Annotated in this window: 14 protein-coding genes; 6 read left to right on the top strand and 8 right to left on the bottom strand. The window is 63.6% G+C overall.

Annotation, left to right across the window (positions count from 1 at the left end; genetic code table 11):
- Positions 1 to 219: 219 nt before the first annotated feature.
- From ACIQUI_RS08640 to ACIQUI_RS08605, 8 genes are all read right to left on the bottom strand, one after another.
- Entirely contained in the window at positions 220 to 1710 is a 1491-nt protein-coding gene (locus tag ACIQUI_RS08640) for an efflux transporter outer membrane subunit (RefSeq protein ID WP_403197132.1), read from the bottom strand.
- Entirely contained in the window at positions 1707 to 4814 is a 3108-nt protein-coding gene (locus ACIQUI_RS08635) for an efflux RND transporter permease subunit (protein ID WP_403197130.1), read from the bottom strand. The genes ACIQUI_RS08640 and ACIQUI_RS08635 overlap by 4 nt, the downstream gene beginning before the upstream one ends.
- On the bottom strand, positions 4811 to 7909 hold the full coding sequence (locus tag ACIQUI_RS08630) for an MdtB/MuxB family multidrug efflux RND transporter permease subunit (protein WP_403197127.1): 3099 nt from the start codon (positions 7907 to 7909) through the stop codon (positions 4811 to 4813). Before ACIQUI_RS08630 ends, ACIQUI_RS08635 begins: the two co-directional genes overlap by 4 nt.
- Positions 7906 to 9210: an MdtA/MuxA family multidrug efflux RND transporter periplasmic adaptor subunit gene (locus ACIQUI_RS08625; RefSeq protein WP_403197124.1), complete on the bottom strand. Its 1305-nt coding sequence runs from the start codon at positions 9208 to 9210 to the stop codon at positions 7906 to 7908. The genes ACIQUI_RS08630 and ACIQUI_RS08625 overlap by 4 nt, the downstream gene beginning before the upstream one ends.
- A 346-nt stretch (positions 9211 to 9556) precedes the next feature.
- Entirely contained in the window at positions 9557 to 10057 is a 501-nt protein-coding gene (gene tpx / locus ACIQUI_RS08620) for a thiol peroxidase (protein WP_391133986.1), read from the bottom strand.
- 166 nt (positions 10058 to 10223) lie between these two features.
- Positions 10224 to 11504, bottom strand: a complete 1281-nt coding sequence (locus ACIQUI_RS08615; protein ID WP_403197121.1) for a serine/threonine transporter — start codon at positions 11502 to 11504, stop codon at positions 10224 to 10226.
- A 329-nt stretch (positions 11505 to 11833) separates the two neighbouring features.
- A complete protein-coding gene (locus ACIQUI_RS08610) occupies positions 11834 to 13030 on the bottom strand; it encodes an aromatic amino acid transaminase (RefSeq protein WP_403197118.1) in 1197 nt (398 codons plus the stop codon).
- A 225-nt stretch (positions 13031 to 13255) separates the two neighbouring features.
- Positions 13256 to 14281: an Ldh family oxidoreductase gene (locus tag ACIQUI_RS08605; RefSeq protein ID WP_403197115.1), complete on the bottom strand. Its 1026-nt coding sequence runs from the start codon at positions 14279 to 14281 to the stop codon at positions 13256 to 13258.
- Between the two features lie 143 nt (positions 14282 to 14424).
- Between ACIQUI_RS08605 and ACIQUI_RS08600 the strand changes: the two genes are divergently transcribed.
- From ACIQUI_RS08600 to ACIQUI_RS08575, 6 genes are all read left to right on the top strand, one after another.
- On the top strand, positions 14425 to 15297 hold the full coding sequence (locus ACIQUI_RS08600; protein WP_403197112.1) for a MurR/RpiR family transcriptional regulator: 873 nt from the start codon (positions 14425 to 14427) through the stop codon (positions 15295 to 15297).
- A gap of 22 nt (positions 15298 to 15319) precedes the next feature.
- Complete coding sequence (locus ACIQUI_RS08595) at positions 15320 to 16072, top strand: transporter substrate-binding domain-containing protein (RefSeq protein WP_016499314.1); 753 nt, start codon at positions 15320 to 15322, stop codon at positions 16070 to 16072.
- Positions 16073 to 16216: 144 nt separating this feature from the next.
- Positions 16217 to 16936 carry an ABC transporter permease gene (locus ACIQUI_RS08590; protein WP_403197110.1) on the top strand — a complete coding sequence of 240 codons (720 nt, stop codon included), beginning with the start codon at positions 16217 to 16219 and terminating at the stop codon, positions 16934 to 16936.
- Positions 16933 to 17643, top strand: a complete 711-nt coding sequence (locus ACIQUI_RS08585) for an ABC transporter permease (protein WP_403197108.1) — start codon at positions 16933 to 16935, stop codon at positions 17641 to 17643. The genes ACIQUI_RS08590 and ACIQUI_RS08585 overlap by 4 nt, the downstream gene beginning before the upstream one ends.
- A 16-nt stretch (positions 17644 to 17659) precedes the next feature.
- Positions 17660 to 18904: an FAD-dependent oxidoreductase gene (locus ACIQUI_RS08580; RefSeq protein ID WP_403197105.1), complete on the top strand. Its 1245-nt coding sequence runs from the start codon at positions 17660 to 17662 to the stop codon at positions 18902 to 18904.
- A gap of 22 nt (positions 18905 to 18926) precedes the next feature.
- The gene (locus ACIQUI_RS08575) at positions 18927 to 19709 is read left to right on the top strand and encodes an amino acid ABC transporter ATP-binding protein (protein ID WP_403197103.1); all 783 of its coding nucleotides are present in this window, start codon (positions 18927 to 18929) and stop codon (positions 19707 to 19709) included.
- The last annotated feature ends 358 nt before the right edge of the window (positions 19710 to 20067 follow it).

Below are 20067 nucleotides of genomic sequence, written 5' to 3'. Positions count from 1 at the left end.
TTCCTCGAATAGGCCTGATACATAGATGCAACCGGGTTCCTATGTTCAAAAGCAATTAGACAGTGTGGGCGAGTCCATACATAGGAGCGGCCTTGCGTCGCGATCGGGCGGCGAAGCGGCCCCAGCGATTCATGCCCGTACGCCGACTTCTGGGGCTGCTGCGCAGCCCGATCGCGACGCAAGGCCGCTCCTACAGGGGGGTCGCAGTTGCAGGTTGGGTCACTCCTGCTCGGCAAACGCCTGTTCGGCATCCCAACCACCACCCAGCGCGGCTACCAACTGCACACTGGCCACCAAGCGCCCTTGCAGCAGGTTCAACGCACTGCGCTCGTTACTCAGCGCCGTAGTCTGTACGTTGACCACATCCAGATAACCAATCAGCCCCGCGCGGTACTGGTTCTCGGTCAGGCGCAGCGACTCCCGGGCAGCATCCAGCGCCTCCTGGCGCACCACCGCTTCATCGCCGTACACCTTCAACTGCACCAGCAGGTTTTCCACTTCCTTGAAGCCATCGAGCACCGTCTGGCGGTACTGCGCCACGGTCTGGTCGTACACCGCCACCGTGCGGTCAACCTCGGCGCTGCGCTTGCCGGCATCGAACAGGGTCAACGCCAGTTGCGGGCCTACCGACCAGTAACGGTTGGGCAGTTCGATCCAGTTGTTGAAGCTGCTGCTGGAATAGCCGCCGCTCATGCTCAGGCTCAGGTCGGGGAAATACGCCGCACGCGACACGCCGATGTTGGCGTTGGCAGCCATCACGTTACGTTCGGCGGCGGCGATGTCCGGGCGCCGCTCCAGCAACTGCGAAGGCAGGGAAACCGGAATCTGCGGCAGCGAAGGAATGTTTTTGCTGTCGGCCAGGGCAAAGTCGGCCGGCGTCTTGCCCAGCAACACGGCAATGGCGTTCTCGAACTGTGCACGCTGCCAGATCAGGTCGATCAAGTCAGCCTGGGTGCTCTTGAGCTGGGTACGCGCCTGGGCCACTGCATCCGGGCCAGCGACACCGGCGCGGTACTGGTTTTCGTTCATCCGCAGCGAGCGTTCATAGGCCGCCACGGTGGCTTCCAGCAAACGCTTCTGCTCGTCGATCACCCGCAATTGCAGGTAGTTCTGCACCAGCTCCGACTGCTGGCTCAAGCGGATAGAAGCGAGGTCGGCCAGGCTGGCTTCGGCGCTGGCCTCGTTGGCGTTCATGGTTTCGCGCAGCTTGCCCCACAGGTCGATTTCCCAGCTGACACCCAGCTGAGCGTTGTAGGTGTCGCGGATGCCGCTGCTGTTGTTGGACAGGCTGGAGCTGGAGCTGCCAGTACCTTGGGCAGAACGGTTCTTGCCAACCGTCAGGTCCAGGCTTGGGAACAACCCTGCCCGGCTGCTGCGCACCAGTGCCTGGGCCTGGCGATACTGCGCTTCAGACTGGGCTACAGTCTGGTTGCTGCGGTTCAGTTCCTCGACCAGCGCGTTAAGCCCGGCATCGCCATAGATTTCCCACCAGGCGCCGCGGGCGATGGCATCGGATGGCGTGGCCTGGGTCCAGCCCTGGGCGTGCTTGAACTGCGCCGCGGTGCTGGTCAGTTCCGGGCGGTGGTAGTCCGGGCTCAACGTACAGGCACTGAGCAAGGCCACGCACAGCCCGGCGCCGAGCAGGCGCGAGCCACGCCCACGGGTCAGCGTTTGCAGGGCACGGTGCAGTGGGGTCTGGGCAAAAGTCATAGCGGGTTTTCCAGGGCGGCATCGGTGCGCACGCCGCGCCAATGATTGAAACGGTGGCGCAGGCGGTCCAGGTACAGGTAGACCACCGGCGTCGTATAAAGGGTAAGGACTTGGCTGAACACCAGGCCACCGATGATGGTCAGGCCCAGCGGCTGGCGCATTTCTGCACCTTCGGCGTGGCTCAGCAGCAGCGGCAAGGCGCCGAGGATGGCCGCCAGGGTGGTCATCAGGATAGGCCGCAGGCGCAGCAGGCAGGCCCGGCGGATCGACTCTTCCGGCGACAGCCCCTGGTGACGCTCCAGCTGCAAGGCCAGGTCAATCATCAGGATGGCGTTTTTCTTCACCACGCCAATCAGCAGGAACAGCCCCAGCAGCGAGATCAGGCTGAACTCGCCCCCTGTGGCGTACAGCGTGAGCAACGCACCAACGCCGGCCGACGGCAGTGTCGAAAGAATGGTCAAGGGGTGGATGTAGCTTTCGTACAGGATACCCAGCACCAGGTACACCAGCACCAATGCCCCCAGGATCATCAACGGCTGGCCCTCCTGGGTCTTGGCGAAGGCGTCCGCCGTACCGCCCAGCTTGGCGATCACTTCTTCGGGCAGCCCCAGCTTGGCCACCTCACGTTCCAGCGCCGCCATGGCCTGGTCGGGGCTGTAGCCTTCGGCAACGTCGAAGGCGATGTCTTCCGAGGCAAACTGGCCTTCGTGGCTGACGCGGTCGTTGGCCAGGCTGTTCTCGTAGTGGGCAATGGTGGACAGCGGCACACGGGCGCCGTCTGCGGTAATCACCTGCACCTGCTCCAGGGTACTCGGGTCCCAGGCATATTTGGGGTTGATCTCCAGCACCACCTGGTACTGGTTGAGGCTGTCGTAGATGGTGGAGATCTGCCGCTGGCTGTAGGCGTTGTTCAGCACGGCGGTGACCATGTCCATGTCGATGCCCAGGCGCTTGGCCTGGTCGCGGTCGACTACCAGGGTCACCTGCTGGGTGCCGGCACCGTCACGGGCGTCGATTGCGGTCAGCTCCGGCAATGCACGCAGGGCAGCAACTACCTTGGGGAACCACTGACGCAACGCCGCGAGGTCGCCACTTTGCAAGGTGTACAGGTACTGCGACGACGTCTGGTCACGACCGCCGCCGCCCAGTTGCAGGTCCTGGTCGGCCATCAGGAACAGGCGCCCGCCCGGTACTTTTGGCATTTCCTTGCGCAGGCGCTCGATCACTTTCTGCGCGTCGAGCTTACGCTCGCTGATCGGCTTCAGGCGCACCAGCACCATGGCGTTGTTGGTACCGCTGTTGCCACCGATGAACCCGGCAACACTCTGCACCGCCGGGTCGGCGAGCAAGGCGCGGCGGTAGATTTCCATCTTTGGCTGCATCACGCTGAACGACAAGCCGTCATCACCACGGATGAAGCCCATCAACTGGCCGGTGTCCTGCTGCGGCATCAACGTCTTGGGCACCACCACGTAAAGCGCAATGTTCACACCGATGGTCGCCAGCAGGCTGATCAGGGTCAGGCGCTTGTGGCGCAAGGCCCAACCCAGGCTCCGGTCATAGGCGCTGACCATGCGCTGGTGTTGCTTGTCGCTCCAGCGTTGCAGACGGGTCTGCTCGGCCTGGTGCGGCTTGAGCCAGCGGGCGCAGAGCATCGGGGTAAGGGTCAACGATACCACCAGCGACACGATGATCGCCGCTGCCAGGGTGATCGAGAACTCCTGGAACAGGTTGCGCACGATGCCGCCCATGAACAGGATCGAGACAAACACCGCCACCAGCGACACGTTCATCGACAGCAAGGTGAAGCCGACTTCCTTGGCCCCCAGGAAGGCCGCCTTCATCGGTGGCTGGCCGTCTTCGATGTGCCGCGAGATGTTCTCCAGCACCACGATGGCATCGTCGACCACCAGGCCGGTGGCCAGGATCAGCGCCATCAGCGACAGGTTGTTCAGCGAAAAACCGCACAGGTACATCACGGCAAAAGTACCCACCAGCGATACCGGCACTGCCAGGCTGGGAATCAGCGAGGCACGCAGGCTGCCAAGGAACAGGTACACCACCAGGATCACCAGCGCCACCGCGATCAGCAGGGTGTGTTCGGCCTCTTTCAGGGTGGCCTTGATCACTGGCGAACGGTCCATGGCCACGTTCAGTTGCACACTGGCCGGCAGCAGTGACTGCAGGGCTGGCAACTGCGCCTTGATCTGGTCGACCGTTTCGATGATGTTGGCGCCGGTCTGGCGGTTGACTACCAGCAGCACCGCCGCCTGGTCATTGAAGAAGCCGCTGTTGTAGCGGTTCTCGACGCCATCGGTAATGGTCGCTACGTCGGACAGGCGCAGGATGGTGCCATTCTGCTGGCGGATCACTACCGGCTCATAATCCTTGGCGCTTTCCAGCTGGTCGTTGGCCCGCACCTGCCAGTTGCGCTCGGCATCCTCCACAAAGCCCATGGGCCGGCGCTGGTTGGCGTTGGACACGGCTGTGCGCACATCGTCCAGCGACAGGCCGTACTGGTTGAGCAGTTGCGGTTCGACGGCAATGCGCACCGCAGGCAGCGAACTGCCGCCGATCTGCACCTCCCCTACCCCTGATACCTGGGCCAGGCTCTGCGACAGGATGGTGTCGGCCAGGTCGTACAGCTGGCCTTTCTGCAGCACGTCCGAGGTCAGCGACAGCACCATGATCGGCGCCTGCGACGGGTTGATCTTCTTGTAGGTGGGCATGCTGCGCATGCCGCTGGGCAGCAGGTTGCGGGTGGCGTTGATCGCCGCCTGCACCTCACGCGCCGCGCCGTCGATATCACGCCCCATCTCGAAGCCGATCACCACCCGCGTGGAGCCCTGGTTGGAGCTACTGGTCAGTGTGGTCACGCCGGCAATGCTGCCCAGCTTGCGCTCCAGCGGCGTGGCCACGGTGGAAGCCATGACCTCGGGGCTGGCACCGGACAGGTTGGCCGATACCACGATTACCGGAAAGTCCATTTGCGGCAGCGGTGCCACCGGCAGCAGGCCGAAGCTGACCCCGCCCAGCAGCATGATCGCCAGGCTCAGCAGCATGGTCGCCACCGGGCGACGGATAAAAGGACCGGACAGGTTCATGCCTCGGCCTGCTTCACGTCAGTGGCCGGGCGCCAGCGGCGGGCCAGGCGGTCGAAGTACAGGTAGATGACCGGGGTGGTGAACAGTGTCAGCACCTGGCTGACCAGCAACCCGCCCACCATCACCAGGCCCAGCGGCTGACGCAGCTCTGCGCCGGAACCGGTGGCGAGCATCAGCGGCACCGCGCCGAACAGCGCGGCCAGGGTGGTCATCAGGATTGGCCGGAAGCGCAGCAGCGCCGCCTGGTAGATGGCATCACGCGGGCTCATGCCCTGATGGCGCTCGGCCTCCAGGGCAAAGTCGATCATCATGATGGCGTTTTTCTTGACGATACCGATCAGCAAAATGATGCCGATGATAGCGATCATGCCCAGGTCGTTACCGCTGATGAGCAGGGCCAACAAGGCGCCGACCGCCGCCGACGGCAGGGTCGAGAGGATGGTCACCGGGTGGATGTAGCTTTCGTACAGCACGCCCAGCACGATGTACATGGTCACCACGGCGGCGAGAATCAGCAGCAAGGTGCTCGACAGCGACGCCTGGAAGGCCTGCGCCGCACCCTGGAAGCGGGTTTGTACCCCCAGCGGCATGCCGATGTCCTGCTGCACCTGCTCGATCACCTGCACCGCTTCGCCCAGCGAGGCGCCGTGGGCCAGGTTGAACGACAAGGTCACTGCCGGGAACTGACCAATATGGGAAATGGCCAGCTGGGCCTGGCGCTGCTCGATGCGTGCCAATGCCGACAGGCGCACCTGGCCGCCATCGGTGGCCTTGACGTGAATCGACTCCAGCGCCTGCGGGCCGATAACCGCCGCGTCCTGCGACTGCAATACCACGCGGTACTGGCTGGCCTGGGTGTAGATGGTCGAGATCTGCCGCTGGCCGAATGCGTCGTAAAGGGCGTTGGTAATCTGCGATACGGTGATGCCCAGGCGGCTGGCCATGTCCCGGTCGATCACCAGGTAAACCTGCAGGCCTTTGTCCTGCAGGTCACTGGCCACGTCCGCCAGCTCCGGGCGCTGCTGCAGTGCCTGCACCAGCTTGCCGCTCCACTGCGCCAGCAGGTCGGCGTCTGGCGACGACAGGCTGAACTGGTACTGGGTACGGCTGACCCGGTCTTCGATGCTCAGGTCCTGCACCGGCTGCATGAACAGGCGGATGCCCACCAACCTGTCGAGTTGCGGTTGCAGGCGGCTGATCACTTCGCTGGCAGTGACATCGCGCTCGCCGTGGGGCTTCAGGTTGATCAGCAGGCGGCCACTGTTGAGCGTGGCGTTATCACCGTCGACGCCAATGTAGGACGACAGGCTCTGCACCGCAGGGTCCTGCAGGATCACCTTGCTCAGGGCCTGCTGGCGCTCGCTCATGGCGGCGAACGAAGTGGACTGCGGTGCTTCGGAAATGCCCTGGATCACCCCAGTGTCCTGCACCGGGAAGAAGCCCTTGGGCACCACCATGTACAGGAACACCGTCAGCACCAGGCTGGCCACCGCCACCAGCAGGGTCAGCGGCTGGTGCTTCAGCACCCACTGCAAAGCGCTGCCGTAGTGTTTGATCAGCCAGTCGATCCAGGCGCCACTGGCGCGGTAGAAGCGGCTTTGCTCTTCTTCCTTGGGCTCACGCTTGAGCAGGCGTGCACACATCATCGGCGTGAGGGTCAGCGACACCACCAGGGAGATCAGGATGGCCACCGCCAGGGTGATGGCGAACTCGCGGAATAGCCGGCCAACCACATCGGCCATGAACAGCAAGGGGATCAATACCGCGATCAGCGAGAAGGTCAACGAAATCAGGGTGAAGCCGATTTGCCGGGCGCCCTTGAGCGCAGCCTGCATGGGTGTTTCGCCCTCTTCGATATGCCGGGAAATATTCTCCAGCATGACGATGGCATCGTCGACCACAAAGCCGGTGGCGATGGTTAGGGCCATCAGCGTGAGGTTGTTGACCGAGAAGCCGGCCAGGTACATCACGCCAAAGGTGCCGATCAGCGACAGGGGTACGGCAATCGACGGGATAAGGGTGGCGCTGAAGCGACGCAGGAACACGAAGGTGACCATCACCACCAGGACTATGGCGATCAACAGTTCGTGCTGTACGTCCTTGACCGCAGCACGAATGGTCTGGGTGCGGTCGGTCAGTACCGACACATCCAGGCCGGCTGGCAGGTTGTCGGTAATCGACGGCAGCAGGTCCTTGATGCGGTCGACCACTTCGATCACGTTGGCACCCGGCTGGCGCTGGATATTCAGCAGCACCGCGTGGTTTTCGTTGGCCCAGGCGGCCAGGCGCTCGTTCTCCGCGCCATCGACGATTTCGGCCACGTCTTTCAGGCGCAGCGGCGCACCGTCGTTGTAGGCCAGGATCAGGTTGGCGTATTCCTCGGGGGAACGCAGCTGGTCGTTGGCATCGAGCATCGACACCCGGGTCGGGCCGTCGAAGTTGCCCTTCGGCTGGTTGACGTTGGACGCGCCGATGAGCGTGCGCACGTCATCGAGGTTCAGGCCGTTGGCGGCCAGGGCATCGACGTTGACCTTGATGCGCACCGCCTGGCGCTGGCCGCCGGCAATGCTGACCATGCCCACGCCGCTGATCTGCGCAAGCTTTTGCGCCACGCGGGTGTCGACCAGGTCGTTGAGTTTGGGCAGCGGCATGGTCTTGCTGGAGATGGCCAGGGTCAGCACCGGGGTGTCGGCCGGGTTGACCTTGTTGTACACCGGCGGCGCTGGCAGGTCGCTGGGCAGCAGGTTGCTGGCGGCGTTGATCGCGGCCTGCACCTGTTGCTCGGCAACGTCCATGTTCATGTCGAGGTTGAAGCGCAGGGTCAGCACCGAAGCGCCCCCGGAACTGGTCGACGCCATCTGCTCCAGGCCGGGCATCTGGCCGAACTGGCGCTCCAGCGGTGCGGTGACCGCGCTGGTCATGACTTGTGGGCTGGCGCCGGGGTACAGGGTCATGACGCGGATGGTCGGGTAATCCACCTGCGGCAAGGCGGAAACCGGCAGCAGCTTGTAGGCGATCAGGCCGGCCAGGACGATGGCCAGCATGCTCAGCGTGGTAGCGACCGGCCGCAGGATGAACAGACGCGAGAGGTTCATGCGCCCGCCTTGCCTGCTGCTTTGCCAGGCTGGGCTTCACCTGTGTGCGCCGAGCCTTTGGCCTCCTGGCCTTGCAGGTGCTGCCCAGGGGTAGTCGGCACTTGCGAGCTGTCTTCGACCACTTCCACCTTGGTACCTTCGCGCAGGCGGTCGGTACCTTCCAGCACCAGGCGGTCGCCGGCCTTGAGGCCGTCGAGAATCACGCTGTTCTCGCCATCGCTGGCGCCTACCTTGAGCTTGCGCACGTTCACCGTGCTTTCGGCGTTGACCACGTAGGCAAAGGTGCCGTCGTTGCCAAACTGGATGGCCGCAGCCGGGGCCATGACCACCTGCTTGAGGGTGTCGGCCAGCAGGCGCACGTTGACGAACTGGTTGGGGAACAGGGCCAGGTCCTTGTTCTCGAAGCGGCCCTTGAACTTCAGGGTGCCGGTGGTGGTGTCGATCTGGTTGTCGATGCTGCCCAGCACGCCGGTGGACTGCAGCTTGCTGTCACTGCGGTCCCAGGCCTCGACCGGCAGGCTGGCGCCACTGCGGTAGCGCTCCAGCACGGTGCTCAGTTCGGTTTCCGGCAGGGTGAAGGCGACGCTGATCGGCTCGGTCTGGGTGATCACCACCAGTGCGGTGGTGTCGTTGGCGGCCACCAGGTTGCCCAGGTCGAGCTGGCGCAGGCCGACACGGCCGTTGATCGGCGCACGGATCTGGGTGAAATCGAGGTTCAGGCGGGCATCGTTAACCTGTGCCTGGTTGGTCTTGACCAGCCCCTGGAACTGCGCCACCTGTGCTTCGGCAGTATCCAGGGTTTGCTTGGCGATGCTGTCTTCGGCGTACAAGCCTTTATAGCGGGCCAGGTCGACCTGGGCGTTTTTCAACTGCGCCTGGTTTTGCGCCAGGGTGCCTTCGGCTTGCTGCAGGGCAATGCGGTACGAACGCGGGTCGATTTCAGCCAGCAGGTCGCCGGCCTTGACCTGCTGGCCTTCCTTGAAGTGGATCTTCACCAGTTCGCCCGCCACGCGGCTGCGCACATTGACCGTGTTGGTCGCGGTGACCGTGCCCAGGGCCTTGTAGTAAAGGGGGAAGTCGCCAACCCGCACCGGCTCGACGCGCACCGGCACCGGGTCGCTGGAGCCACCGAAGCCTGGGCGCCCGCCCATCATGCCCTTGCCGCCGCGCCCGCCGCCTGCGGCCTCTTTGTGCGCGGGCGTTGCTGCGGGCCACAGCCACCAGGCCAGTGCAGCCACCAGCAGCAGGATCAGCAGGCCGACGAACCAGCGACGGGGGGAACGGGAATTGGACACTTGCATGGGTTGAACGAACCTTGTTCGGAATGGCGGCTTGGGGAGGGTGAACGATAAGCAATGGCATCGTTTTAGCAAAGGGCCTTTACCAGAGGTTTACCTTTGGCTGACGTTGCCAAGACGCTGAACTATAAATGAAAACGGCCCGGAAAGCGTTCCGGGCCGTTACAGGGTGTTGCTTGGAGCGGTGGCGGGCTTGAGGGTTGCGCTGCTTGTGTCGGCCTCTTCGCGGGCTCGCCCGCTCCCACTGGTACTGCACAGGTTTGACAAGCGGTGCTATCCCTGTGGGAGCGGGCAAGCCCGCGAAAGGGCCGGCACAGGCAACAGATGCCCGCCCTTCCCCTCGCAATCCTTACTTCAGTACAGCCAGCGCTGCCTCGTAGTTCGGCTCGTCAGCGATTTCGCCAACCAGCTCGCTGTGCAGCACCTTGTCGTTCTCGTCCAGCACCACCACGGCGCGGGCAGCCAGGCCGGCCAGTGGGCCGTCGGCGATGGCAACGCCGTAGTTTTCGAGGAACTCGCGGCCACGCAGGGTCGACAGGTTCTTCACGTTCTCCAGGCCTTCGGCACCGCAGAAACGTGCCTGGGCGAACGGCAGGTCGGCGGAGATGCACAGCACGACGGTGTTGGCGACATCGTTGGCCTGGGCATTGAACTTGCGCACGGAGGTAGCGCAGGTTGGGGTGTCGACGCTCGGGAAGATGTTCAGCACCTTGCGCTTGCCGGCGAAGTCTTTCAGCGACTTGTCAGCCAGGCCTTCACCAACCAGGGAGAAAGCCGGAGCCTGGGCGCCGGCCTGTGGCAGATTGCCGTTGACCTGAACCGGGCCGCCTTTGAGAGTCACTTGAGCCATGACGAAATCCTTATGCTGGGTTTGAAAAGGACACTGAGTTAAGCATGAAGCCGGCCGGGTGCCTATGGGTCCGGTGAAATTGTTCTATTTCCTGACAGTTTTTGTGGACAAAAAAATGCCCAGGTTGCGACAGACAACCCGGGCACTCTTTATTTCAAGCGGCGAATCAGCTCAGCAAGCCGTACACCACCGAGGTCAACGCAACCAGGCCAACCACCACCACGAACACGTTGGAGGCTGCACCGCTGTATTTGCGCATCGACGGTACACGACGAATGGCATACATAGGCATCAGGAACAGCAGTACCGCGAGAATCGGGCCGCCGAGCGACTCGATCATGCCGAGGATGCTCGGGTTGAGGGTGGCAACGATCCAGCACACCACCAGCATCAACGCAGCAACCACGCGGTCCAGGGCCTTGGCACCCGGGCGCGCGCCGGTCTTGGCGATGATGCCCTTCAGGCCTTCGCTGGCGCCAATGTAGTGACCCAGGAACGACTTGGCGATGGCCACGAACGCGATCAGCGGCGCCGCGAACGCGATGGTCGGGTTGCTGAAGTGGTTAGCCAGGTACGACAGGATCGACAGGTTCTGTGCCTTGGCTTCGGCCAGCTGGGCGCTGCTGAGGGTGAGCACGCAGCTGAACACGAAGAACAGCACCATCACCACCATCAGCAGGTGGGCACGGCGCAGGATCTGGCCGCTGCGCTCATCGGCGTGCTCGCCGTAGCGGCGCTTCTGGTCCACTGCAAACGCCGAGATGATCGGCGAGTGGTTGAACGAGAACACCATCACCGGGATGGCCAGCCACAGGGTGTGCAGGAAGGCCGAAGCCGGCGGCACCTGGGTGGCGCTGTCGAGGATGCCACCGGTCCAGTGCGGCACCAGGTACAGGCCCAGCAATGCCAGGGCGACGATGAACGGGTACACCAGCAGGCTCATGACCTTGACCGTGGCCTGTTCACCGCAGCGCACGATGGCCAGCAGCCCGAGGATCAGCACGAACGACAGGATGGCCCGTGGTGGTGGCTCCATGTGCAACTGGTGCTCCATGAAACTGGAAACCGTGTTGGTCAGCGCCACGCTATAGATAAGCAGGATGGGGAAGATCGCGAAGAAGTACAACACGGTGATCGCGGTACCGGCGGAGCTGCCGAAGTGCTCCTTGACCACCTCGGTGATGTCGCCATCGTTGCGCCCGGAAAGCACGAAACGGGTCAGCCCGCGGTGGGCAAAGTACGTCATCGGGAAGGCCAGGATGGCCAGGATCAGCAGCGGCCAGAAACCGCCAAGGCCGGCGTTGATCGGCAGGAACAGGGTTCCGGCGCCGATGGCTGTGCCAAACAGGCCCAGCATCCAGGTAGTGTCGTGACGCGCCCAGCTGCCAAGGGTGGCGGGGGTCGATTCTGCAAAGCGTTGTTCAACGCTTGGGGCCTGCTCATTCATTCCGGGTGAAGCTCCACTCGCAAGACTGCAACAGGCTGAGAATGGCGAAATAGACGTTTCGCCCAACTCAACCGGGGAAGAGGGGCGCGATTGTGCACGGAAAGGTTGCACTTGCGAAGCCCTTTTCCGAGGAGCGGTTGCACTTGTCTTTACAAGCGGAAGAAATCGCGCGGTAAATGTAGGAGCGGCCTTGCGTCGCGAAAGGGCCGCGAAGCGGCCCCGGCATTATTCGCGGCGAAGCTGCAAATTCCGGGGGCGCTTCGCACCCCGATCGCGACGCAAGGCCGCTCCTACAAGGCCGCATTCCAGGCCGACCAGGCCCGGTAGGCCTACTTTTGAACAGCAGCGAACGCTTCGGCAACCTGTTGCAGGTTGGCTGGGCGCAGGCCTGACATGCACACGCGGCCGCTGTCGATCAGGTAGACACCGAACTCGTCACGCAGGCGGCGCACCTGCTCGACGCTGAAGCCGGTGTAGCTGAACATGCCGCGCTGGCGCAGGAAGAACTGGAAGTCCTGGCCTGGCAGCAGCACCGCCAGGGCATCGACCAGCGCCTGGCGCATGTCGAGGATACGCTTGCGCATCACTTCGACCTCTTCGGCCCACTGGGCATTGAGGCCGGCATCGCCGAGCACGCCTGCAACCAGCTGGGCGCCGAAGGCGGGCGGGCTGGAGTAGTTGCGACGTACGGTGGCCTTGAGCTGGCCCAGTACGCTCTGGGCAGTGGCGTCGTCATCACACACCACCGACAGGCCGCCTACCCGCTCGCCGTACAGCGAGAAGATTTTCGAGAACGAGTTGCTGACCAGGCACGGCACGCCGGCACGGGCCATTTCGCGGATGGCGTAGGCGTCTTCCACCAGGCCTTCGGCAAAGCCCTGGTAGGCGATGTCGAGGAACGGGATCAGCTGGCGCGCCTTGACCACTTCAACCACCTGTTGCCACTGGTGTTGTTCCAGGTCGGCGCCGGTGGGGTTGTGGCAGCAAGGGTGCAGCAGTACCACGCTGTTGGCTGGCAGGCTTTGCAGGGTGGCCAGCATGCCGTCGAAGTCCACGCCACGGGTGGCCTGGTCGAAGTACGGGTAGGTGTGCACCTTGAAGCCGGCACCTTCGAAGATGGCGCGGTGGTTGTCCCAGGTCGGGTTGCTGACCCAGACTTCGGACTGCGGGAAATAGCGCTTGAGGAAGTCGGCACCGACTTTCAGCGCACCGGAACCACCCACGGTCTGCACGGTGGCCACGCGGCCGCCGGTCACGGCGGGGTGATCGGAACCGAACAGCAGCGCCTGAATGGCCTGGCGGTAGCTGGCCAGGCCTTCCATCGGCAGGTAAAGGGATGCTTCGTGGTCTTGGCCGGCGATGCGTTTTTCCACCGCATCCACAGCCGCCAGTTGCGGCACTACGCCAGCCTCATCGTAATACAGGCCGATACTCAGGTTGACCTTGTTGGCGCGCGGGTCGGCCTTGAAGGTTTCCATCAGCGAGAGGATCGGGTCGCCGGCATAGGCATCGACATGTTTGAACACAGCGTGCAGCTCCTTGGATCAGGACAGTTCGAAAAGGCAGCCCTGAGCATACCCGGAGTGCGGGCTCAGGAACATCCACCATTGTGCAAGGTTGTCTATGCAACATTGCATGGCCGAAAACTTGTGCTGGATTCTTCGCGGGCATGCCCGCTCCCACAGGTACTGCACAGGCCTCAAGGGCGGTGATATCCCTGTGGGAGCGGGCGTGCCCGCGAAAAGGCCGGCTCAGCCAAGCAGCGCTTTCAGGCCCTGCAACTCCTGCTCGGTCACCGCCACCCCCTCCTCCTCGGCCACCTCACGCTCGCGATAACGCCGCTCACCCGGCATGCGCGTCAACCCCACCGCCTGCATCTGCTCCACCAGCTCACGGCTGCGCTGGGCAAACCGCTCGCCCTCGGCCTTGTGCGGGTCGATGACGATGATCAGCTGCCCCGTCCATGGCGTTTTCGCCCCCGGGTGCCCGGACCAGTCGAACTCCCAGGAGAAGTTACCGCCGGTCAGCGCCGCCGCCAGCAACTCGACCATCATCGACAGCGCCGAGCCTTTGTGCCCGCCAAACGGCAGCAAGGCGCCGCCCTCCAGGATGGCCAGCGGGTCGGTGGTCGGTTCGCCATTGGCATTCACCCCCATGCCTTCCGGCAGTTGCTGGCCGGCACGTGCGGCAATCTGTACATCGCCGTGCGCCATGGCGCTGGTAGCCATGTCGAAGACGATCGGGTCGTGTTCGGCGCAAGGCGCAGCAAACGCAATGGGGTTGGTGCCGAACAGTGGCTTGCGGGCGCCATGCGGCACCACGCAGGTCATGCTGTTGACCACGCTCAGGGCCACCAGGCCCTCTTCGGCAAACGGTTCAACATCTGGCCACAGTGCCGCGAAGTGGTGCGAGTTGTGAATTGCCAGCACGGCAATGCCGGCATTGACCGCCTTGGCCACCAACAGCTCGCGGGCCGCAGCCAGCGCCGGCTGGGCGAAGCCGCCAGCGGCATCGACACTGACATAGCCAGCAGCTACATCGCTGACCTTTGGCGTGGCCTGGCCGTCGACCCAGCCACTGGCCAGGGTCGATACATACCCAGGCATGCGGAATACCCCATGGCTGTGCGCGCCATCACGCTGGGCACTGGCGCAGTTGTGAGCCAGCACCCCGGCCACGCGTTCGCTGCAGCCATGACGCTGGAAGACAGCCTGCAACAGGCCCTGCAGTTCGGTAAAAGGCACACGCACAACAGTGCTGGTGGAAGGTGCGGACATCTGAAGCTCCTTGTTGGTATTGGAATGGCTACAGCGTTGCAACGACAAAAACTTTCCTGCATGTGACAGCAATCTGTCAAATGTTGACTTGATGACAGAAAACATTCATTTTCTCCCCAAGCCTTACGCCCTGGAGCCACAGCATGAGCCAACCGATCAAGCAACGCCTGGAAAACAGCCTCGAAGGGGCCGCTGCTTCGGGCCGCAAGATCGCTACCTACATGCTTGCCAACCTGCACGAACTGCCGTTTCAGACCTCGGCCAGCATCGCGGCCAAGCTGGGTGTGAGCGAATCCAGCGTCGGGCGCTTTTGCCGTTCATTGGGTTATGCCCACCTCAAGGCATTAAAACAAGACCTGCAGAACGACCTGGGCGATGGCCCGTGGCTGGTGGGCGACCGCCTGCAAGATTACCGCCAGAACCAGGACGCCAGTGACAACGCCGGCAGCCTGGAGCTGGAAATCGCCGCCTTAATGCGCGTGCACGAGTACCGCCAAAGCCCCACCTGGCACAGCGTGGCGCAACGCCTGGCGAGCAAGCCACGGGTGTTTGTTGCCGGTTTCCAGACCGAGCGTGGCATCGCCATGTGCATGAGCCACTTGCTGCAATACCTGCGCGATGGCGTGCACCTGGTGGATATCAGCGCCGGGCACTTTGGCGACGTGCTGCTGGGCCGCACCGAGGACAGTGCCCTGGTGGTGTTCGAAGCGCGCCGTTATTCCCGCCACGCCCTGTTGCTGTGCCAGAAGGCACGCGAGGCAGGCATTGCGGTCACCCTGGTGACCGACACCTTCTGTGACTGGGCCGATGCCAACGCCGATGAGGTGTTCCGCATCCCCACCGAGTTCAATCTGTTCTGGGAATCCACCTCGACGATGCTGTCGTGGGTACACCTGATGGTCAACGAGGTCTGCAAGAAACTCGGGCCTGATGTTGAAAAACGCTTGGAAGCGACTGCCGCTCTACATAACGAGTTCGTCGGCTACACCTCGTGGTCGACGGGCAAACAACAATAGCAAGAGTGCAATGAGGTGCGAGATGAACAAGACCATGGCCTTGGTGGGTGCGTGCGCCCTGCTGCTGACGGGTGCCGCCAGTGCCGAAACCCTGCGCTTCGCCACCGAGGGCGCGTACCCGCCCTTCAACTATGTCGACGCCGATAACAAGCTGCACGGTTTCGACATCGACATCACCCATGCCCTGTGCGAACAGATGAAAGTCGAGTGCACACTGGTGGCCCAGGACTGGGAAGGCATCATCCCTGCCCTGATGGCGCGCAAGTACGACGCTGTTGTCGCTTCGATGATCAACACCGAAGAACGGCGCAAGAAAATCGCCTTCACCGACCACTACTACCGCACCCCGCTGACCGTTGCGGTAGCCAAGGACAGCAAGATCGACAGCGCCCAGACCGACTTTGTCGGCTACACCGTCGGCGCCCAGTCATCGTCCACCCAGGCCATCTACGCCGAAGACGTGTACGGCAAGGCCGGTGCCGATGTGAAGTTGTACCCGACCATGGACGAAGCCAACGCCGACCTGGCTGCCGGGCGCCTGGACGGGGTGATTGCCGACAAGTTCCCGCTGCATGAGTGGATGACCAAGAACGGCGGGGACTGCTGCAAGATCCTCGGCGACGTGGCCGACACCAAGGCCGATGCCGCCATTGCCGTGCGCAAGGACGACGAGGCCCTGCGCCAGCGCCTGAACACCGCGCTGCAACAGATCGTGGCCAACGGTACCTACCAGAAGATCGCCAGCAAGTACTTTGCTTTCGATATCTACAACTGACCTTAGAGCCCGCATCGCCTGACCGGGCCCTATCGCCGGCAAGCCAGCTCCCACAGGACCGCACAAGGCCTGAAGGATGCGCAGTCCCTGTGGGAGCTGGCTTGCCGGCGATAAGGCCGGTGAGGTCAACACAAGGTGTTCGTCATGCTCGATCAATTGTCCTTGCTGTCCTTCGCCAGCGGAGGCTGGGGCCAGGCGCTGCTGGCCGGCGCGCTGGTTACCGTTTCGCTGGCCCTGGCCTGCCTGCCCATCGGCCTGCCACTGGGCCTGCTGGTCGCCCTGGCGGCGCGCTCGCGCAAGCGCCTGCCACGGGCCTGGGCCACCACGTTCTCTACGGTGTTCCGCGGCCTGCCCGAACTGCTCACACTGCTGATCATCTATTACGGCTGCCAGATCGCCGCACAGAAAATCCTTGCGGCCATGGGCTACGAGGGTGAGTTCCTGATCAACACCTTCCTCGCCGCAATGATCGCCTTCAGCCTGGTGTTCGCTGCGTTCTCCAGCGAGATCTGGCTGGCGGCCTTCAAGACCCTGCCCAAGGGCCAACTGGAAGCCTGCTCGGCCCTGGGCCTGAGCAAACGTACCGGCTTCTTCAAGGTGCTGCTGCCGCAACTTACCCGCATCGCCCTGCCCGGCTTGTCCAATAACTGGCTGTCGCTGCTCAAGGACACTTCGCTGGTATCGACCATTTCGCTGGTCGACCTGATGCGTCAGACCAACCTGGCCGTCAGCGTGACCAAAGAGCCGATGTTCTTCTATGGCGTCGCTTGCCTGGGTTACCTGCTGTTCGCGGCAATTTCCGGGCGTGTGTTTGCCTTCATCGAACGGCGCAGCAACCGCCACCTGCTAGGAGCACGCGCATGAGCCTCGATCAACTGCTGGCACTGGTGCTCGACCCGGACCTGCTGGAACGTTACGGCCCGCGCTTCCTCGATGGCCTGCTGGTTACTGCCAAACTGGTGGCGATCTCGTTCAGCCTGGGCGCGGTGCTTGGCTTGTTGCTGGCGCTGGCGCGCATGTCACGTAGCCTGGTACTGCAACGCATGGCGGCAGGCTACGTGTACTTCTTCCGCGGCTCGCCACTGCTGGCTCAGCTATTCCTGCTTTATTACGGCCTGGGCTCGCTCAAGGGCTTCTGGCAGGACGTAGGGCTGTGGTGGTTCTTCCGCGAGGCGTGGTTCTGCACTTTGTTGGCGTTCACCCTGAACACCGCCGCCTACCAGGCCGAGATCTTCCGCGGCAGCCTGCTGGCCGTCGCCCCCGGCCAGCATGAGGCGGCGCGGGCGCTGAACCTGAAACGCTCGACCACCTTCTTCAAGGTGATCCTGCCGCAATCGCTGCTGGTGGCCATCGGCCCGCTGGGCAACGAACTGATTCTGATGATCAAGGCCAGCGCCATCGCCTCGCTGGTGACCATCTACGACCTGATGGGCGTGACCAAACTGGCCTTCTCGCGCAGTTTCGACTTCCAGATCTACCTGTGGGCCGCTGTGCTCTACCTGGTGATCGTCGAACTGGTGCGGCGCCTGCTCAAACACCTGGAAGGCCGCCTGGGCCGCCACCTGAACTGACCGAAGGATACGTTCCATGCATTGCCAGACCCTTGTTCTCGGCGCCGGCATCGTCGGCGTCAGCACTGCCCTGCACTTGCAGGCCCGCGGGCGCCAGGTCGTCCTGATCGACCGCGACGAACCGGGCAGCGGCACCAGCCACGGCAACGCCGGGCTGATAGAGCGCTCCAGCGTCATCCCCTACGCATTCCCCAGGCAGCTTGGCGCGCTGCTGCGCTACGGCCTGAACCGCCAGCCCGACGTGCGCTACAGCCTGGCGCACTTGCCCAAAGCCGCACCGTGGCTGTGGCGCTACTGGCGCCAGTCGGCCCCGGGGCGCCTGGCCGGGGCTGCCGCTGACATGTTGCCGCTGGTGCAGCGCTGCGTCGAAGAGCACGACGCGCTGATCAAGGCAGGCGGCCTTGAAGGCCTGGTGCAGGCCAAAGGCTGGATCGAAGTGTTCCGCGCCCCGGCGCTGTTCGAGCAAGCCAAGGCCGACGCCAAGGGCCTGAGCCGCTATGGCCTGCAATTCGAGATCCTGGAATGCGGCCAGCTGCAGGCTCGCGAGCACCAGCTGGACGCCACCGTGGTGGGCGGTATTCACTGGCTCGACCCCAAGACCGTGAACAACCCCGGCGCCCTTACCCGGGGCTATGCGGCGCTGTTCCTGCAACGTGGCGGGCAGTTCCTGCATGGCGATGCGCGCAGCCTGCGCCAGGCCGACGGCCAATGGCAGATAGACAGCCGTCGCGGCCCGATCACCGCGGACGAGGTGGTCGCCTGCCTCGGCCCGCAGTCAGCCGACCTGTTCAGTGGCCTGGGCTACCAGATTCCGCTGGCGATCAAGCGCGGCTACCACATGCATTACAGCACCCGTGACGGCGCTGTGCTTGAGCACTCCATCTGTGACACCCAGGGCGGCTACGTACTGGCACCGATGGCGCGTGGCGTGCGCCTGACCACCGGCATCGAGTTCGACGCCCCCACTGCGCCCGGCAACCAGATTCAGCTTGGCCGCTGCGAGGCCCTGGCGCGCAAGCTGTTCCCGGCCTTGGGCGAACGCCTGGACGACACGCCGTGGCTGGGCCGCCGCCCGTGCCTGCCCGACATGCGCCCGGTGATCGGCCCTGCGCCGCGCCACCCGGGGCTGTGGTTCAACTTCGGCCACGCCCACCACGGCCTCACCCTGGGCCCGGTCAGCGGCCGGCTGCTGGCTGAACTGGTCACTGGCGAACGCCCCTTTACCGACCCCGCGCCCTACAGCGCGACCCGTTTCGACTGAACCCACGCGGGAGAAAAACAACATGACCGCATCACTGAGCCTTGCCAGCCTTGCCCCCGAGCCCGACCCACGCCAGGTGCTTATCCGCATCGAAGGCCTGAACAAGCACTACGGCGAATTCCACGTACTGCGCAACATTGACCTGCAGGTGCGCGAAGGCGAACGCATTGTGCTGTGCGGGCCGTCCGGCTCGGGCAAGTCGACGTTGATCCGCTGCATCAACCGCCTGGAAGTGGCCCAGCAGGGCAGCATCCAGGTGGGCGGCATCGACCTGGCCGCCACCACCCGTGAGGCGGCGCAAGTGCGCAGCGACATCGGCATGGTGTTCCAGCACTTCAACCTGTTCCCACACATGAGCGTGCTCGACAACTGCCTGCTGGCCCCCACCAGCGTGCGCGGGCTGTCGCGCAAGGATGCCGAAGAGCGGGCGCGCATGTACCTGAGCAAGGTCGGTATCGAAAGCCAGGCGCACAAGTACCCCAGCCAATTGTCAGGCGGCCAGCAGCAGCGCGTGGCGATTGCCCGGGCGCTGTGCATGAAGCCGCGGATCATGCTGTTTGACGAGCCTACCTCGGCCCTGGACCCGGAAATGGTTGCCGAAGTGCTGGATGTGCTGGTGCAGTTGGCTGGCACCGGCATGACCATGCTGTGTGTCACCCATGAAATGGGGTTTGCCCGGCAGGTGGCCGAGCGGGTGCTGTTCCTTGAGGGCGGGCAGATCATCGAGGACAGCCCACCGCAGGTGTTCTTCAACCAGCCGCGCACCGAGCGGGCCAAGGCGTTTCTGGCGCAGATACTGCACTGAACCCTGTTCTGGCCTCTTCGCGGGCACGCCCGCTCCCACAGGATTACCTCGGGCTTCGAGACCTGTGATGTACCTGTGGGAGCGGGCGTGCCCGCGAAGAGGCCGAAACTGGCTAGTACCTGCGCCACATTCATTGCACCGCTGCAAAGACCCAACTGCGTCGTTAAATATTATTGACCAACACCCCCGCCAAACCCACGCCGCCACAGGCCCGCATCGGTTTCAGCCCCCAAAAACCGGCGCATTCCCCGCATTAAAGCCCTCTTCAGTCGTTTGACATATCGAACGGCTCTGGCAAGCTATCTACATGCCCCGACCGGAATCGTCGCCTCTGACGAGCCGGCAGTGCTCGGAGCTA

The sequence above is a fragment of the Pseudomonas sp. NPDC090592 genome (assembly GCF_044769185.1).
GTDB lineage: Bacteria > Pseudomonadota > Gammaproteobacteria > Pseudomonadales > Pseudomonadaceae > Aquipseudomonas.
This window is presented reverse-complemented; position numbering and strand designations above follow the sequence as displayed.

Coding starts and splice junctions, on each gene's coding strand:
- ACIQUI_RS08640 (WP_403197132.1), bottom strand. CDS start 1,710: ATGACTTTTGCCCAGACCCCACTGCACCGTGCCCTGCAAACGCTGACC.
- ACIQUI_RS08625 (WP_403197124.1), bottom strand. CDS start 9,210: ATGCAAGTGTCCAATTCCCGTTCCCCCCGTCGCTGGTTCGTCGGCCTG.
- ACIQUI_RS08630 (WP_403197127.1), bottom strand. CDS start 7,909: ATGAACCTCTCGCGTCTGTTCATCCTGCGGCCGGTCGCTACCACGCTG.
- ACIQUI_RS08575 (WP_403197103.1), top strand. CDS start 18,927: ATGACCGCATCACTGAGCCTTGCCAGCCTTGCCCCCGAGCCCGACCCA.
- ACIQUI_RS08605 (WP_403197115.1), bottom strand. CDS start 14,281: ATGTCCGCACCTTCCACCAGCACTGTTGTGCGTGTGCCTTTTACCGAA.
- ACIQUI_RS08585 (WP_403197108.1), top strand. CDS start 16,933: ATGAGCCTCGATCAACTGCTGGCACTGGTGCTCGACCCGGACCTGCTG.
- ACIQUI_RS08590 (WP_403197110.1), top strand. CDS start 16,217: ATGCTCGATCAATTGTCCTTGCTGTCCTTCGCCAGCGGAGGCTGGGGC.
- ACIQUI_RS08595 (WP_016499314.1), top strand. CDS start 15,320: ATGAACAAGACCATGGCCTTGGTGGGTGCGTGCGCCCTGCTGCTGACG.
- ACIQUI_RS08580 (WP_403197105.1), top strand. CDS start 17,660: ATGCATTGCCAGACCCTTGTTCTCGGCGCCGGCATCGTCGGCGTCAGC.
- ACIQUI_RS08600 (WP_403197112.1), top strand. CDS start 14,425: ATGAGCCAACCGATCAAGCAACGCCTGGAAAACAGCCTCGAAGGGGCC.
- ACIQUI_RS08635 (WP_403197130.1), bottom strand. CDS start 4,814: ATGAACCTGTCCGGTCCTTTTATCCGTCGCCCGGTGGCGACCATGCTG.
- tpx (WP_391133986.1), bottom strand. CDS start 10,057: ATGGCTCAAGTGACTCTCAAAGGCGGCCCGGTTCAGGTCAACGGCAAT.
- ACIQUI_RS08615 (WP_403197121.1), bottom strand. CDS start 11,504: ATGAATGAGCAGGCCCCAAGCGTTGAACAACGCTTTGCAGAATCGACC.